Origin of the sequence: Streptomyces sp. NPDC007346, assembly GCF_040703535.1 — a bacterium.
In the GTDB taxonomy this organism is placed as follows: Bacteria; Actinomycetota; Actinomycetes; order Streptomycetales; family Streptomycetaceae; genus Streptomyces.
Window position 1 is genome coordinate 47,386 of the sequence record NZ_JBEYKR010000022.1, and the last position, 14,568, is coordinate 61,953.

General features: G+C 71.6%; 13 protein-coding genes and 3 tRNA genes. 8 read left to right on the forward strand and 8 right to left on the reverse strand.

Translation table 11 applies throughout. The features are described 5' to 3' along the window. Positions 1–35: 35 nt before the first annotated feature. The 8 genes from purF to purS form a co-directional block, all read right to left on the reverse strand. Positions 36–1,562, reverse strand: a complete 1,527-nt coding sequence (gene purF / locus AB0917_RS09565; RefSeq protein ID WP_366818934.1) for an amidophosphoribosyltransferase — start codon at positions 1,560–1,562, stop codon at positions 36–38. 466 nt (positions 1,563–2,028) lie between these two features. Continuing rightward, complete coding sequence (locus AB0917_RS09570; protein ID WP_366818935.1) at positions 2,029–2,865, reverse strand: META domain-containing protein; 837 nt, start codon at positions 2,863–2,865, stop codon at positions 2,029–2,031. Between the two features lie 150 nt (positions 2,866–3,015). Further along, the gene (locus AB0917_RS09575) at positions 3,016–3,819 is read right to left on the reverse strand and encodes a sterol carrier family protein (protein ID WP_366818936.1); all 804 of its coding nucleotides are present in this window, start codon (positions 3,817–3,819) and stop codon (positions 3,016–3,018) included. Positions 3,820–3,855: 36 nt separating this feature from the next. Further along, positions 3,856–4,695 (reverse strand): M23 family metallopeptidase, encoded by an 840-nt coding sequence (locus tag AB0917_RS09580; RefSeq protein WP_366818937.1) that lies wholly within the window; start codon positions 4,693–4,695, stop codon positions 3,856–3,858. 27 nt (positions 4,696–4,722) lie between these two features. Continuing rightward, positions 4,723–5,295, reverse strand: coding sequence for a winged helix-turn-helix domain-containing protein (locus AB0917_RS09585; RefSeq protein WP_366818938.1), 573 nt, complete (start codon positions 5,293–5,295; stop codon positions 4,723–4,725). Positions 5,296–5,446: 151 nt separating this feature from the next. Continuing rightward, positions 5,447–7,696, reverse strand: a complete 2,250-nt coding sequence (purL, locus tag AB0917_RS09590) for a phosphoribosylformylglycinamidine synthase subunit PurL (RefSeq protein ID WP_366818939.1) — start codon at positions 7,694–7,696, stop codon at positions 5,447–5,449. After that, positions 7,693–8,373, reverse strand: a complete 681-nt coding sequence (gene purQ / locus AB0917_RS09595; protein ID WP_366818940.1) for a phosphoribosylformylglycinamidine synthase subunit PurQ — start codon at positions 8,371–8,373, stop codon at positions 7,693–7,695. The genes purL and purQ overlap by 4 nt, the downstream gene beginning before the upstream one ends. After that, positions 8,370–8,621 (reverse strand): phosphoribosylformylglycinamidine synthase subunit PurS, encoded by a 252-nt coding sequence (gene purS / locus AB0917_RS09600; protein ID WP_366818941.1) that lies wholly within the window; start codon positions 8,619–8,621, stop codon positions 8,370–8,372. The genes purQ and purS overlap by 4 nt, the downstream gene beginning before the upstream one ends. A gap of 420 nt (positions 8,622–9,041) precedes the next feature. On the opposite strand from purS, the gene AB0917_RS09605 reads away from it, so the two are divergent. The 8 genes from AB0917_RS09605 to AB0917_RS09640 all read left to right on the forward strand — a co-directional run bounded on the left by AB0917_RS09605 (position 9,042) and on the right by AB0917_RS09640 (position 14,514). Continuing rightward, positions 9,042–9,377: an Lsr2 family protein gene (locus AB0917_RS09605; protein WP_366818942.1), complete on the forward strand. Its 336-nt coding sequence runs from the start codon at positions 9,042–9,044 to the stop codon at positions 9,375–9,377. Positions 9,378–9,771: 394 nt separating this feature from the next. Further along, positions 9,772–9,843: transfer RNA gene (locus AB0917_RS09610), tRNA-Gly, on the forward strand. 79 nt (positions 9,844–9,922) lie between these two features. Then, a tRNA-Gly gene (locus tag AB0917_RS09615) sits at positions 9,923–9,998 on the forward strand. A gap of 136 nt (positions 9,999–10,134) precedes the next feature. After that, positions 10,135–11,190: an ABC transporter ATP-binding protein gene (locus AB0917_RS09620; protein ID WP_366818943.1), complete on the forward strand. Its 1,056-nt coding sequence runs from the start codon at positions 10,135–10,137 to the stop codon at positions 11,188–11,190. Then, the gene (locus tag AB0917_RS09625; protein WP_366818944.1) at positions 11,187–12,038 is read left to right on the forward strand and encodes an ABC transporter permease; all 852 of its coding nucleotides are present in this window, start codon (positions 11,187–11,189) and stop codon (positions 12,036–12,038) included. The genes AB0917_RS09620 and AB0917_RS09625 overlap by 4 nt, the downstream gene beginning before the upstream one ends. 97 nt (positions 12,039–12,135) lie before the next feature. Beyond that, a complete protein-coding gene (locus tag AB0917_RS09630) occupies positions 12,136–13,533 on the forward strand; it encodes a histidine kinase (protein ID WP_366818945.1) in 1,398 nt (465 codons plus the stop codon). A 204-nt stretch (positions 13,534–13,737) separates the two neighbouring features. Continuing rightward, positions 13,738–14,415, forward strand: a complete 678-nt coding sequence (locus tag AB0917_RS09635; RefSeq protein ID WP_366818946.1) for a response regulator transcription factor — start codon at positions 13,738–13,740, stop codon at positions 14,413–14,415. Positions 14,416–14,438: 23 nt separating this feature from the next. Beyond that, positions 14,439–14,514 (forward strand) — tRNA-Gly (locus AB0917_RS09640). Positions 14,515–14,568: the final 54 nt, after the last annotated feature.

A 14,568-nucleotide genomic window follows, 5' to 3' on the forward strand; every position in this document is an offset into this window, starting at 1 on the left:
ACGGGGCTGGTGGGAGGGGCGGCGGCGCGTCCGGGTCACGGACGGCGCAGCGCGTCGGCCGCGGCGGTGGCCGCGGGCCCTGCCGCCAGCTCGGTCTCCAGCAGCTGCTTGCCGAGCAGCTCCGGGTCCGGGAGCTCCATCGGGTACTCACCGTCGAAGCAGGCGCGGCACAGGTTGGGCTTGTCGATCGTCGTCGCCTCGATCATGGAGTCGATCGAGATGTACGCGAGGGAGTCGGCCCCCATCGAGGTGCAGATCTCGTCGACGGTCATGCCGTTGGCGATCAGCTCGGCGCGGGTCGCGAAGTCGATCCCGAAGAAGCAGGGCCACTTCACCGGCGGCGAGGAGATCCGGATGTGGATCTCGGCGGCACCGGCCTCGCGGAGCATCCGGACCAGGGCGCGCTGGGTGTTGCCGCGGACGATCGAGTCGTCGACGACCACCAGGCGCTTGCCCTTGATGACTTCCTTCAGCGGGTTCAGCTTGAGCCGGATACCGAGCTGGCGGATGGTCTGCGAGGGCTGGATGAAGGTCCGGCCGACGTAGGCGTTCTTCACCAGTCCGGCGCCGAAGGGGATGCCGCTGGCCTCCGCGTACCCGATCGCGGCGGGGGTGCCGGATTCCGGGGTCGCTATGACCAGATCGGCCTCGGCGGGGGCTTCGGCGGCCAGCTTGCGGCCCATCTCCACGCGGGAGAGGTAGACGTTCCGCCCGGCGATGTCGGTGTCGGGACGGGCCAGGTAGACGTACTCGAAGACACAGCCCTTGGGCTTCGCTTCTGCGAATCGGGAGGTGCGCAGGCCGTTCTCGTCGATGGCGACGAGCTCGCCCGGCTCGATCTCGCGTACGTAGCTGGCGCCGCAGATGTCGAGCGCGGCGGACTCCGAGGCGACCACCCAGCCGCGCTCCAGCCGGCCCAGCACCAGCGGGCGGATGCCCTGCGGGTCACGGGCGGCGTAGAGGGTGTGCTCGTCCATGAAGACGAGCGAGAACGCGCCCTTGACGTCGGGGAGCACCTTGGCGGCGGCTTCCTCGACGGTCAGCGGCTTGTCGTCCTCGTCGCGCTGCCCGGCGAGCAGCGCGGTCACCAGGTCGGTGTCGTTGGTCGCGGCGACCTGGGTGGCGCGGCCGTCCTTGCGGGGGAGGTCGGCGACCATCTCCGCGAGCTGGGCCGTGTTGACCAGGTTCCCGTTGTGACCGAGGGCGATCGAGCCGTGCGCGGTGGCACGGAACGTCGGCTGCGCGTTCTCCCACACCGAGGCACCGGTGGTGGAGTAGCGGGCATGACCGACCGCGATGTGGCCCTGGAGGGAACCCAGAGACGTTTCGTCGAAGACCTGCGAGACCAGTCCCATGTCCTTGAAGACCAGGATCTGGGACCCGTTGCTCACTGCGATGCCCGCGGATTCCTGTCCGCGGTGCTGCAGGGCATACAGTCCGAAATAGGTGAGCTTGGCGACCTCTTCACCCGGAGCCCAGACACCGAAGACGCCACAAGCGTCCTGGGGGCCTTTCTCTCCGGGGAGCAGGTCGTGGTTGAGTCGTCCATCACCACGGGGCACGCCACCGAGTGTAGGGGAGATCGACCACTGGTCCGAACTGGGGACCGGTCGGCAAAGCCGGTGCGGAACACGGGGAACGGCTCCGTCCGCGGTGCCGGGCGGGCGTTTCGCGGGACTTCGAGCGGTCACGGTGAGTGATCGCCGGATGGGTCCCGCAGGCGCCGAGGAGCGGGGCGCGGGGCTCACTTCCGGGCTGAGAGGCCGGTTACCGACCGGTAGGCGTGGTGGGCGACGACCCGGCGGCGGCCGTTCGGCCGTGGCGCTCGGTGAACCTGCCCCGAACCCGCCGCGGCCGCCGGCCGAACGCCTGTCGCGTGGTGAGCCTCACACCGGCGTCTCACGCGGGAGGGGGCTCAGCCCCGTTCGTGGGGGCCTTCGGGGGGTGGGTTTCGGTCCCGCCCCGGGTCCGGGTCCCGTCGGGGTCCTGGGTCCCCGTCGGGTCCTGGGTCCCCCTCGTGCCCTGGGTTCACTCCGGGTTCTGGGTCCCCTCCGGTGCGGCCGTCGCGCCGAGGCCCTTGCCGTCGTCCGACGTGAGGGTGAGCCGGCTGCCCTTGATCGTGTACGTCGCCGGGCCGTCCAGGGCCGCGAGGACCGCGCGCTCCACCTCCATCTCGGCCTCCGGGCACATCTTCCGGGTGGCGGCCGGCGGGCCGAAGGTGATCGTGGAGCCCTTGACCTCCGCCGTGCCGTGGAAGGAGTTGCAGCCGGAGTTGCCCTGCACGGTGCCGTCCTCGCCGAAGGTCAGGTGGGGCACCCGCTCCTGCGGGAGATCGGCGGGCACGGAGGTCGCCGTCTCGCCGCTGAGCAGCGTGTTCACCGCCCACCGGGTTCCGACCAGATCGGCCGGCTTCTCCTCACTGAGCGCAAGGGTGTCGCCGCCCTCGGTGGTGAGGGTCAGCTTCTCGCCGGAGAGCTTCGCGGTGAGTTCGCCGTCGAGCGCACGGGTGGCCGCCTTCTCGAACCTCTCGGTCCTCTCGTCGCACGCCATCTGGGTGGAGACGGGCTTGCCGAGGGTGATGCGGTCGCCCTTCACCTGGGCGTCCGCGCTGATGTGGTTGCAGCCGAACACGGCCTTGGCCCGGCCCTGCGGGTCGATCTCCAGCCGGGAGCCCTCCGGGGCCTCGGTCTTCTTCCCGCCGACGGTGAGGGAGTCGACGCTCCACGCCACCCCCGTGACCGGCACATCGCTCGGCGCGGTGTCGCCGCCGCCGTCGCCGGAGCCGGAACCCGGCTCCGTACCGCAGGCGGCGAGGGTGAGGAGGGCCAGGACGCTGACGCTGACTGCCATACGTTGTGTGTGCATGGCGATGGGACGGAGCGGGGCCCCGATCCGGTTCCGTCCGTTCCGCCTCAGGGCCCGCGCCCGGGGCCGGTCCTCAGGGCCGCGCCCGGGGCCGGTCCTCAGGGCCGCGCCCGGGGCCGGTCCTCAGGGCCGCGCCCGGGGCCGGTCGCCTCAGCCCATCAGCGGCAGCAGCTCCGCCAGGTCGGCGCGCTCGCCGCTCGCGCTGACCTCGGCGTCCGCCAGGGCGCGCGCCCACTCCGTACGCCCGGTGGCGAGCCGGACCCAGGTCAGCGCGCCGGTCTCCACGACATTGGGCGGGGTGCCCCGGGTGTGCTTCGGGCCGCCGATGCACTGCACCACCGCGAACGGCGGGACGCGCACCTCCACCGAACCGCCGGGCGCCCGGTCGGCGAGGGCGTCCGCCAGCAGCCGGGTGCAGGCCGCCAGCGCCTGCCGGTCGTACGGGATCTGTGAACCGAGCGCCTCGTTCAGGTCGTCCGTGTGGACGATCAGCTCGACGGTCCGGGTGACCAGGAAGTCGGCCAGCCGCATGGAGCCGACCCGGGTGGGCAGCAGCCGGTCCCCCGTGCCGGTGGCCGGGACGTCCGCGAGGAAACCCGCCTCCACCTCCCCGTACAGCGCGGTGAGATCGGGGCGGCCGGCCGCCAGCTCCTCGACGTCCTCCGCGATCCGGGCGGCGTACGCGGCGGTGGCCGGCGGCCACTCCAGCAGGGTGAGCCCAGGCCTCGGTCCGGGCGGCTCGGGCAGCGCCAGGGACCGGCTCACACTGCCGAGGACCATCGCCACATGCGCGGCGAGCTCCCGCACCGTCCAGTCGCCGAGCCGGGTCGGCCGGGCGAGCTGCTCGGGCGTCAACGTGGCGACCGCGTCGCGCACATGGGCGAACTGGGCGAGGACCGCGGTCCGGGTCCTGAGGTGGTCGTAGGCACGCGGGCGCTTCTTGGCCGGGGGCATGAGGGCGAGACTAACCGGCGCCACCGACATCGCCCCTCAGGCCCGTGCGACCTGCTCCCCGACGGTGAACGCCTCGCCGCCCGCCGGGACCCCGACGCCCCGCCAGGTGAACGGGACGCCCCGGGCGGAGTCGGGGTCCGGGCCGTCCATCAGGTGGAAGTGGAGGTGGGGTTCGGTGGTGTTGCCGGAGTTGCCGACGCGCGCGATCTGCTGCCCGGCCCGGACGGTGTCGCCGGCCTTCACCTGGAGCGAGCCGCGCTGGGCGTGGGCGTAGACGGCGTACGTGCCCTCCCCGAGGTCCAGGGTCACGTGGTTGCCGATGATCCGGCCCGCGCCGAACATCTCCCGTACGCCGCCCTCGAACACCATCAGGTAGAGCAGCGCCAGGAGCGAGTTGCGGCTCAGGTGGTCCCGCTGCCCGTCGCTCGCCCGGACCACCGTGGCGTCGGCCACCGCCAGCAGCGGGGCACCGAAGGCCGGGAAGTCGCGGTTGCGGCGGACGATCGGCCAGAGCCAGCGGAACGGCGGGCGGGCCGGGGGCTCGCCGGCACCGGTCTCCGGTTCGGCCACGATGTCGATCGCGTACGCCTGTCCGTACGCGTGCGTCCCATGGCTCGGCACCTTGTCCGCCGGGCTGTTCAGCGCCGACCAGCGGCCGGTCACCGGCGGCTCGACCTCCACGGCGGGGCGGTCCTTCAGCGCACCCCTCGGGCCGCTGCGGCTCAGCGTGAACCCGATGACCATGGCCGCGACCGCGGGCACGAAGGTCAGGCCGAAAGGCAGCAGCGGCTCGGAGAACACCCCGATAAGCACCAGCGCCATAAAGACGAGCCAGCACACGCGGTAGAGCACCATCATGGTTTTGCGGACGGACATGGTCATTTCCCCCTGTTTCCCGTTGGTTTACGGCGTCGCCGCCGTCAGCACCACCAGCAGCGGCACCACCCGGGCGCCCGGCACCTCGTAACGGCCCCGGCCGGTCGTGCGCAGCCAGCCCGTGCCGGTCAGCTGGCGCAGGTGGTGGTAGATCTGGCCGGTGGTGCCGACCGCGTCGAGCGCGGCCAGTTCGGCGGCGGTACGGCGGCCGCCGAGGATCTCGCGGAGCAGGCGCAGCCGTACCGGGTGGCCGAGCGCGGCGAGCGATTCCGCCGTCGCCGATGTGTCGTCCGGCAGGCCCCCACCGTCCTCACTCTCCTCACCCTCCGCGTCCTCCTCGTTCTCCTCTTCGCCGTTGCCCAGCAGGGCGCCGGTGAGGGCGCCGTACTGCCACTCGTACTGCTCGCCGGTGGGCAGCCGGACCGCTCCGGTGAAGATCACTCCCCCGTCGGCGGCGGCCTCCCCGACGTCGGCGAGCTGCTGTTTCAGCCCGTTGAGCGCCCAGAAGTCGCCGTCGCCCAGGCGGGGGGACTCACGGTCCTGCCGCTCCAGCGCCGTGAGCCGCCGCTCCAGCTCGGCGACCCGCTGCTCCAGCTCCATGACACCAACCTTACGTAATTACGTAATTTCCATCAAGAGGATCCGGGGAAAGCCCCGGAGAACGAAAGCCCCGGAGAACGCCGGAGCCCCCGCCCGGAGAACCCGGACGGGGGCTTCAGACGTACCGGTCGACGCGCGACCCGGCGTCCGCTCAGGCGAGCAGCGCGGGGATCGTCGCCTCGTGCGCCGTACGGAGCTCGCTCAGCGGGATGCTGAACTCGCCCTGGATCTCGATCTCCTCGCCGTCCACGACACCGATACGGGCGACGGGCAGACCCCGTGCGCCGCACATGTCGTTGAAGCGGAGCTCCTCGCTGCGCGGGATCGAGACGACCGCGCGCCCCGCCGACTCGGAGAAGAGGAACGTGAACGTGTCCAGGCCGTCCGGCACGACCAGCCGGGCGCCCTTCCCGCCGCGCAGGCAGGACTCGGTGACCGCCTGGATCAGGCCGCCGTCGCTCAGGTCGTGCGCGGCGTCGATCATGCCGTCGCGCGAGGCCGAGATGAGGATCTCGGCGAGCAGCTTCTCGCGGCCGAGGTCCACCTTGGGCGGCAGGCCGCCGAGGTGGTTGTGGACGACCTCGGACCAGGCCGAGCCGCCGAACTCCTCACGGGTGTCGCCCAGCAGGTAGAGGAGCTGGCCCTCCTCCGCGAAGGCGACCGGCGTACGCCGGGTGACGTCGTCGATCACACCGAGCACGGCCACGACCGGCGTCGGGTGGATCGCCGTCTCACCGGTCTGGTTGTAGAGCGAGACGTTGCCACCGGTGACCGGGGTGCCCAGCTCCAGGCAGCCGTCCGCGAGACCACGGGTGGCCTCGGCGAACTGCCACATGACGTCCGGGTCCTCGGGGGAGCCGAAGTTCAGGCAGTCCGAGATGGCGAGCGGCTTGGCGCCGGAGGCGGCGACGTTGCGGTACGACTCCGCCAGCGCGAGCTGCGCGCCGGTGTACGGGTCGAGCTTGGCGTACCGGCCGTTGCCGTCGGTCGCCATGGCCACGCCCAGGTTGGACTCGGCGTCGATGCGGACCATGCCCGCGTCCTCGGGCATCGCCAGGACGGTGTTGCCCTGCACGAAGCGGTCGTACTGGTCGGTGATCCACGCCTTGGAGGCCTGGTTCGGGGAGGCGACCAGCTTGAGGACCTGCTCGCGCAGCTCGGCCGCGTTCGCCGGGCGGGCGAGCTTGCCGGCGTCGTCCGCCTGGAGCGCGTCCTGCCAGGACGGGCGGGCGAACGGGCGGTGGTAGACCGGGCCTTCGTGCGCGACCGTGCGCGGCGGCACGTCCACGATCTGCTCGCCGTGCCAGAAGATCTCCAGCTGCGAGCCCTCGGTCACCTCACCGATGACGGTGGCGATGACGTCCCACTTCTCGCAGATCTCCAGGAAGCGGTCCACGTGCTGCGGCTCGACGATCGCGCACATGCGCTCCTGCGACTCGCTCATGAGGATTTCCTCGGGCGAGAGGGAGGAGTCGCGCAGCGGCACGGTGTCCAGCTCGACGCGCATGCCACCGGAACCGGCGGAGGCCAGCTCGCTGGTGGCGCAGGAGAGCCCGGCGCCGCCGAGGTCCTGGATGCCCGCGACGAGCCTCTCCTTGAAGATCTCCAGGGTGCACTCGATGAGGAGCTTCTCCTGGAACGGGTCGCCGACCTGGACGGCCGGCCGCTTGGCGGGGCCGGTCGACTCGAAGGTCTCGCTCGCCAGCACGGAGACGCCGCCGATGCCGTCGCCGCCGGTGCGGGCGCCGTACAGGATGACCTTGTTGCCGGGGCCCGAGGCCTGCGCGAGGTGGATGTCCTCGTGCTTCATCACGCCGATGCAGCCGGCGTTGACGAGCGGGTTGCCCTGGTAGCAGGCGTCGAAGACGACCTCGCCGCCGATGTTGGGCAGGCCCAGGCAGTTGCCGTAGCCGCCGATGCCCGCGACGACGCCCGGCAGGACGCGCTTGGTGTCGGGGTGGTCGGCGGCGCCGAAGCGCAGCGGGTCGACGACCGCGATCGGGCGGGCACCCATGGCAAGGATGTCGCGGACGATGCCGCCGATGCCGGTGGCCGCGCCCTGGTAGGGCTCGATGTACGAGGGGTGGTTGTGCGACTCGACCTTGAAGGTGACCGCGTACCCCTGGCCGACGTCGACGACGCCCGCGTTCTCGCCGATGCCGACGAGCATCGCGTCGTTGGCGGGGACCTTCTCGCCGAACTGCTTGAGGTGGACCTTGCTGCTCTTGTACGAACAGTGCTCCGACCACATCACCGAGTACATGGCGAGCTCGGCGCCGGTGGGACGGCGGCCCAGGATCTCGCGGATCCGGGCGTACTCGTCCTCCTTGAGGCCGAGCTCCTTCCAGGGCTGCTCGGCGTCCGGGGTCTCGGCCGCGTGCTTGACCGTATCCAGGCTCATGCGTTGACCAGCTTCTTGATGATCGAGGTGAAGAAACCGAGGCCGTCGGTGCGGCCGGTGCCGATGAGCGGCTCCACGGCGTGCTCCGGGTGCGGCATCAGGCCGACGATGTTGCCCGCGGCGTTGGTGATGCCCGCGATGTCGCGGAGCGAGCCGTTGGGGTTGCCGTCCAGGTAGCGGAAGGCGACGCGTCCCTCGGCCTCCAGCTCGTCGAGCGTGTGCTCGTCGGCGGTGTACCGGCCGTCCATGTTCTTGAGCGGGATGCTGATCTCCTGGCCGGCGCTGTAGTCCGAGGTCCAGGCGGTCTCCGCGTTCTCCACCCGCAGCTTCTGGTCGCGGCAGATGAAGTGCAGGTGGTTGTTGCGCAGCATGGCGCCGGGCAGCAGGTGCGCCTCGGTCAGGACCTGGAAGCCGTTGCAGATGCCGAGGACCGGCATGCCGGCCTTCGCCTGCTCGATGAGCGGCTCCATCACCGGCGAGAAGCGCGAGATCGCACCGGCCCGGAGGTAGTCCCCGTAGGAGAAACCGCCGGCCAGGACGACCGCGTCGACCTGATGCAGGTCCTTGTCACGGTGCCAGAGCGATACGGGCTCCGCGCCCGCGATCCGCACGGCGCGCAGGGCGTCCTGATCGTCGAGGGTGCCGGGAAAAGTGACGACGCCGATACGGGTGGTCACTTCTCCTCCTCCACCTTCACGACGAAGTCCTCGATGACGGTGTTGGCGAGGAAGGTCTCGGCCATCTCGTTAATACGCGCGAGGGCGGCGTCGTCCACCGGCCCCGCGACCTCCAGCTCGAAACGCTTTCCCTGACGAACGTCCGCGATTCCCTCAAAGCCGAGACGGGGCAGCGCACGCTGCACCGCCTGTCCCTGCGGGTCGAGGATCTCCGGCTTGAGCATGACGTCGACTACGACGCGTGCCACTGGCACTCCCGATGTGGTGGTGTGGTGCGGCTGTCTCTCCGGGGGGTTCCCCAGACCCCCGCGGGTCCACTCAGCGTACCTGGCCGAAAATTCTACGCGGGTAGATATCGGACGGAACGGACGCGGCGCGCAGCCACCGGGGGCGCGACGCGGATCACTCCGGGATATCGGCCACGACAACGGGCGGGAAAAGTCCTGGGAAAAAATCATGGCCCGGATTGCGCACGGACACGCGGATGCAATTGGCTGGGCTTCACAATGCGGTACCCACCGCTGTACAAATGATTACCGGGGAAAGCAACATTGCCCCGGAACACCGGAACGGCCGACATCAGTCGCCCCGTATCCGCCTAACAGCCGGAAGGCCGGCCCACCGGCGCACGCCCGACGCGCCGACGCCGTAGGAAAGGACCGATATCCGTGGCCCAGCGCGTAGTGGTTACGCTCTCCGACGACATCGACGGGGGAACAGCGGCGGAAACGGTCTCCTTCGCCCTGGACGGGAAGACGTACGAGATCGACCTCAATCCCGCCAACGCGAAGAAACTGCGGAAGGCCCTGGCTCCTTACATGGCGGCCGGCCGAAAGCAGACAAATGCCAGTAAGCACGGCAGGACCCCCGCGACGTACCACCACACCTCCCTCGCCCCGGACCCCGCGGCCGTCCGCGCCTGGGCCCGCTCGCACCGGATGGAGGTGCCGGCCCGCGGCCGCATCCCGAAGAAGGTCTACGAGGCGTTCAACGCGGCCGACTGAGCGGCGGCCGGGACCGGGCGGGGCTTTCCGGAGGCGGGGCATCCCGAGGACTGCGACTCCGACTCCGACTCCGGGATGTGGCCTCCGCCTGCCGGGAGGTGCCCTCCGCCCGTCGGGAGGTGTCCGGCGTCAGTCGGGAGGTGCCCTCCGTCCGCCGGGAGGCGGGCGCCACCTCCGGGAGGCAGACGCCCACCCCCGGGAGACGGACGCCACCCCGGGAGGCGGACGCTCCGTCAGGCGGGGCGCACAGGAGTGCGACCGCCCCTTCGGGAGCCTCCCGGAGGCCCGCTCCGCGAGACCCGCCGGGAGCCGACTTGCGCGACACCCCCGCAGGTCGGCTAGAGTCTGGAGCACGCCGAGGGGCGAGGCCGAAAGGCCGGATCCCAAGCAGCGTGCGGGTGTAGTTCAGTAGTAGAACATCCCCCTTCCAGGGGGAAGGCGCAGTGTGCAATTCCTGTCACCCGCTCTGCACGACTCTTCAGACCAATCCGTTGGATCAGGTAGAGTGGTGCTCGCTCCACCGGTGAAAGCCGAGTGGCTGCACTGCGGACGTAGCTCAGTTGGTAGAGCGCAACCTTGCCAAGGTTGAGGTCGCCAGTTCGAACCTGGTCGTCCGCTCCATAGAGTCAAAGGCCCTGACCGATTTCGGTCAGGGTCTTTGTCGTTCCTTCCCCCCCGTCGCCCTCATGACGTTTGTCATGGGGAGTGGTGACAGCGCGCACTGCTCTCGGGCCCGGTCCGGCGGAAAACTCGAAGCATGACCATCGACGACTTTCTCAGCGACCGAACGACAGGTGACATGGCAGGCGCGGAGACGGTGATCGCGGCGGACCAGGTCCGCCGCAGCTACAAGGACGGCTTCGAGGCCGTCTCCGGGGTCTCCTTCTCCGTGGCCCGGGGCGAGCTGTTCGCCCTGCTCGGGACGAACGGCGCGGGCAAGACCTCCACCGTGGAGCTTCTCGAAGGACTGGCGCTCCCGACCTCCGGGACCGTCGAGGTCCTCGGCCACGACCCGTACCGCGATCGGGCCGCCGTCCGGCCCCGGACCGGGGTGATGCTCCAGGAGGGCGGCTTCCCCTCCGACCTCACCGTCCTGGAGACCGCGCGGATGTGGTCGGCGTGCACCACCGGCGCCCGCCCCGCCGCCGAGGCCCTGGAGATGGTCGGCCTGACCAGCCGGACGGGGGTGCGGGTCAAGCAGCTGTCCGGCGGGGAGAAGCGGCGCCTGGACCTGGCGCTGGCCCTGACCTCGCGGCCCGAGGTGCTCTTCCTGGACGAGCCGACGACGGGGCTGGACGCGGAGGGCCGGCGCGACACCTGGGAGCTGATCCGGGCGCTCCGGGACGGCGGCACGACCGTACTGCTGACCACGCACTACCTGGAGGAGGCCGAGGCGCTCGCGGACCGGCTGGCGATCATGCACCAAGGGCAGATCGTGACGGCCGGGACGACCGCCGAGGTCACCGCGTCGCAGCCCGCCAGGATCCGGTTCACGCTGCCCGACGACGTACCGGCAGGGCGCCTTCCGCTCTCGCTGCGGGCGGGCGCGGAGGGGCAGCGGGTCGAGATCCGTACCCCCGCGCTCCAGGAGTCGCTGCACGAACTGCTGGGCTGGGCCCGGGATTCGGGCGTGCGGCTGCTCGGGCTCGACGCGCGTTCCGCCTCTCTGGAGGAAGCGTTCCTCCAGATCGCGAACACCCAGCTCCGCTCCCGGGCCGACGACCCGCGCCGGGCGGGGAACCGGCTCTCGGACGAGACGGAGAAGACGAAGACGACGGAGAAGACGGAGAAGGCGAAGAAGGTGACGGCATGACCACGCCCGCCCCCACCACCCCCGCCGCCCTCGCGGCCGACCGCACAGCCGGCCGCACGGCCCCGGGCCGCTCCCCCTCCTCGGCGTCCGCCTCCGCGCGGCGGCTCACCGCCCTCGCCCGCGCCGAGCTGATCCTGCTGGTCCGCAACCGGTCCGCGATCTTCCTGGCCCTGGTGCTGCCGGTCGTGATGGTCTTCTCGATCCGGGCCTCGCTCCAGCAGATCGACCTCTCCGGCACCGGACTCTCCGTCGCGGGCGCGGCCCTCACCGGCGGGATCGGCATCGTGCTGGTCCAGGTCGTCTACATGAACCTCGTCACCGGCTACGTGACCCGGCGCGAGGAGCTCGTCCTCAAGCGGCTGCGCACCGGCGAGATCACCGACCGCGAGATCCTGACCGCCACCGCGCTGCCCTCCGTCGTGCTGGCGCTCCTCCAGTGCGTGCTGCTGGTCGCGGCCGGCGCGGTCGCCTTCGACCTGACCGCCCCGCGCCGGCCCGAGCTGTTCCTGGCCGGTCTGGTGGTGGGCCTCGTGATGATGTCCGCGCTGGCCGCCGCGACCTCCGCGATGACCCGGACGGTCCAGACCTCGCAGCTCACCACGTTGCCGCTGTTCTTCGTCTCGCTCGTCGGCTCCGGGATCTTCGTCCCGCTGGACGTCTTCCCCGACCGGCTGGCCTCGGTGCTCGAACTGCTGCCGCTGACCGGCGTGATGACCCTCGTACGGCACGGCTGGCTCGGCGGCGTGGAGACCGGCGACCTGCTCACGGCCGGGGTGGCGGCGCTGGCCTGGACCGGGTTCGCGGTGTTTGCTGTGCAGCGGTGGTTCCGCTGGGACCCGCGGGGCTGAGCACTGGGTTCCTCGTATGACCGCGGGGCCGAGCACTGGGTTCCTCGCAGGACCGCGGGGCCGAGCACTGGGTTCCTCGCATGACCGCAGGGCTGACGTGAAGGAGCTGGACGAGGTGATGGGGCGAGTACGGGGCTGGCGGCGCGGCTGGCAGGAGCGCACCAAGCTCCAGCGCATCGACCTCTACACCCGGGTCACGCTCTGCTCGCTCCCCTGGGTCTTCCTCGTCACCTGGGGTCTGCTGCCGCTGGGCAAGGCCTTCGGCCAGGGGCCGGTGGCGGTGTCCCTGGCCGTGGCGTTCCTCGTGGTGAACGTCGCCCAGTGCGTGCTGAGCAATCGCAACGTTGCCCCCGCCTTCGCCCACTACCGGGGCACGCGGGCCTTCCCGCCGCGGCGGCTGCGGCTGCCCGCGGCGCTGCTGGCGCTGCTGACCGGCCTGCTGGTGGCCCTGGCGGCGGTGGGCGGTGTCGAGGACGCGGGGCTGACCCTGCTGGTGCTGGACCTGCCCCTGGCGTTCGCGACGCCGTACGTGCTCCTCGTCCCCGTCCGGTCGTACCTGCTGCACTCCGCGGCCTACGCGGTGGCGGTCGTGGCGCTGCTGGCGGCCGTCGGGGGGCCCGGCCGCATGCTGTTCGGGGCGGCCTTCTCGCTGCTCGTCGTCACCCTGCTGGTGCTCGTCTCGGTCCGGCCGAGCGCCTGGAGCCTGACCGTCATGTGGCAGGCGGAGGAGGCCCGGGACATGCAGGCCCGGCTCGCGGTGGCGGAGGAGCGGCTGCGGTTCGGCCGGGACATGCACGACGTGCTGGGCCGGAACCTCGCGGTGATCGCGCTGAAGAGCGAGCTGGCCGTGGAACTGGCCCAGCGCGGGAACGCGGCGGCCGTGGACCAGATGGTCGAGGTGCAGCGGATCGCCCGCGCCTCCCAGCAGGAGGTCCGCGATGTCGTACGGGGCTACCGCGAGGCCGACCTGCCCACCGAACTCCTGGGCGCCAAGGGCGTGTTGGAGGCGGCCGGGATCACCTGCACGGTGGAGGGCGCCGACGGCCCGGCGGGGGCCGGGGCGCCCCCGGCGGTGCAGGCGGCCCTCGGCTGGGTGGTCCGTGAGGCGGCGACCAACGTCCTGCGCCACGGAGACCCCCGGAGTTGCGTGATCCGGCTCACGACGGGGGCGGGCGCGGTCGTGCTGGAGGTGGAGAACGACGGGGCCGGGACCGGGGAGACCGCGGGGGCGGGTGGTGGCGGCTCCGGGGAGGCCGGGGGCGCGGACGGGAGCGGTGGCTCAGGCCTGGCCGGGCTGCGCGAACGGCTCGCGGCCCTGGGCGGTTCGCTGGAGGCCGGAGCGGCCGGGGACGACCTGTTCCGCGTCACGGCGACGGTCCCGCTCACCACCCCGCACGGACGCCCCGCTTCCCTCTCCCCCGCCCCGGACGCGCCGGGCTCCCCGGCCGCGCCGGACGCCTCGGACGCCCGGCCCACTGCGCCGGAGGGACGATGACCGACGCTCGTACGGGGTTCCCGTACGGCTGCCCGCACCGGCCACCCGTATCGGCATTCCGTGCCGACTTCCCGTACCGGCTCCCCGTATCGGCTCTCCGTGCCGACTCCCCGGAGGAACGATGACCGACATCCGTACCGCCCGCCCTCCCGGAGAAACGATGACCGTCCATAGCGTCAACCACCCCGACCTCCCGGAGAGACCATGACCACAGAAGGTTCCGGTGGCTCCGGTGGCTCCGGTGGCTCCGGTGGCTCCGGTGGTTCCGGTCAGCGGCCCCTGCGGGTCCTGCTCGCCGACGACGAGCACCTGATCCGGGGTGCGCTGGCCGCGCTGCTCGCCCTGGAGGACGACCTCGTGGTGGTCGCGGAGGCGGCGAGCGGGCCCGAGGCGCTCGCGATGGCCCTCGCGCACCGGCCCGATGTCGCCGTCCTCGACCTCCAGATGCCGGGCGCGGACGGTGTGAAGGTCGCCACATCGCTCCGCGGCGAACTGCCCGGCTGCCGCACCATGATCGTGACCAGCCACGGCCGCCCCGGCCACCTCAAGCGGGCACTGGCCGCCGGCGTACGCGGGTTCGTGCCGAAGACCGTCAGCGCCCGCAGGCTCGCCGAGATCATCCGTACCGTCCATGCCGGAAACCGCTATGTCGACCCGGAGTTGGCGGCCGACGCCATCTCCGCCGGGGACTCCCCACTGACCGCCCGGGAGGCCGAGGTCCTCGAACTGGCGGCGGACGGGGCGCCGGTGGCGGAGATCGCGGAGCGGGCCTCGCTCTCGCAGGGGACGGTCCGCAACTACCTCTCCTCGGCCGCCTCCAAGATCGGCGCGGAGAACCGGCACACGGCGGTGCGTCTCGCGCGCGAGCGGGGTTGGGTATAGTAGGCCTCGCGCTTCGGCGCAGCGCGGACGTAGCTCAGTTGGTAGAGCGCAACCTTGCCAAGGTTGAGGTCGCCAGTTCGAACCTGGTCGTCCGCTCCACAGGGAGAAGGCCCCGGTCCACACGGAAGGGGCCGTCCGCGTGTAACCCTGTAC

Bases quoted from the DNA above. Each gene is read 5' to 3' on its own strand.
- AB0917_RS09570 (WP_366818935.1), bottom strand. From the start codon at position 2,865: ATGCACACACAACGTATGGCAGTCAGCGTCAGCGTCCTGGCCCTCCTC.
- AB0917_RS09575 (WP_366818936.1), bottom strand. From the start codon at position 3,819: ATGCCCCCGGCCAAGAAGCGCCCGCGTGCCTACGACCACCTCAGGACC.
- AB0917_RS09580 (WP_366818937.1), bottom strand. From the start codon at position 4,695: ATGTCCGTCCGCAAAACCATGATGGTGCTCTACCGCGTGTGCTGGCTC.
- AB0917_RS09585 (WP_366818938.1), bottom strand. From the start codon at position 5,295: ATGGAGCTGGAGCAGCGGGTCGCCGAGCTGGAGCGGCGGCTCACGGCG.
- purL (WP_366818939.1), bottom strand. From the start codon at position 7,696: ATGAGCCTGGATACGGTCAAGCACGCGGCCGAGACCCCGGACGCCGAG.
- AB0917_RS09620 (WP_366818943.1), top strand. From the start codon at position 10,135: ATGACCATCGACGACTTTCTCAGCGACCGAACGACAGGTGACATGGCA.
- AB0917_RS09625 (WP_366818944.1), top strand. From the start codon at position 11,187: ATGACCACGCCCGCCCCCACCACCCCCGCCGCCCTCGCGGCCGACCGC.
- AB0917_RS09635 (WP_366818946.1), top strand. From the start codon at position 13,738: ATGACCACAGAAGGTTCCGGTGGCTCCGGTGGCTCCGGTGGCTCCGGT.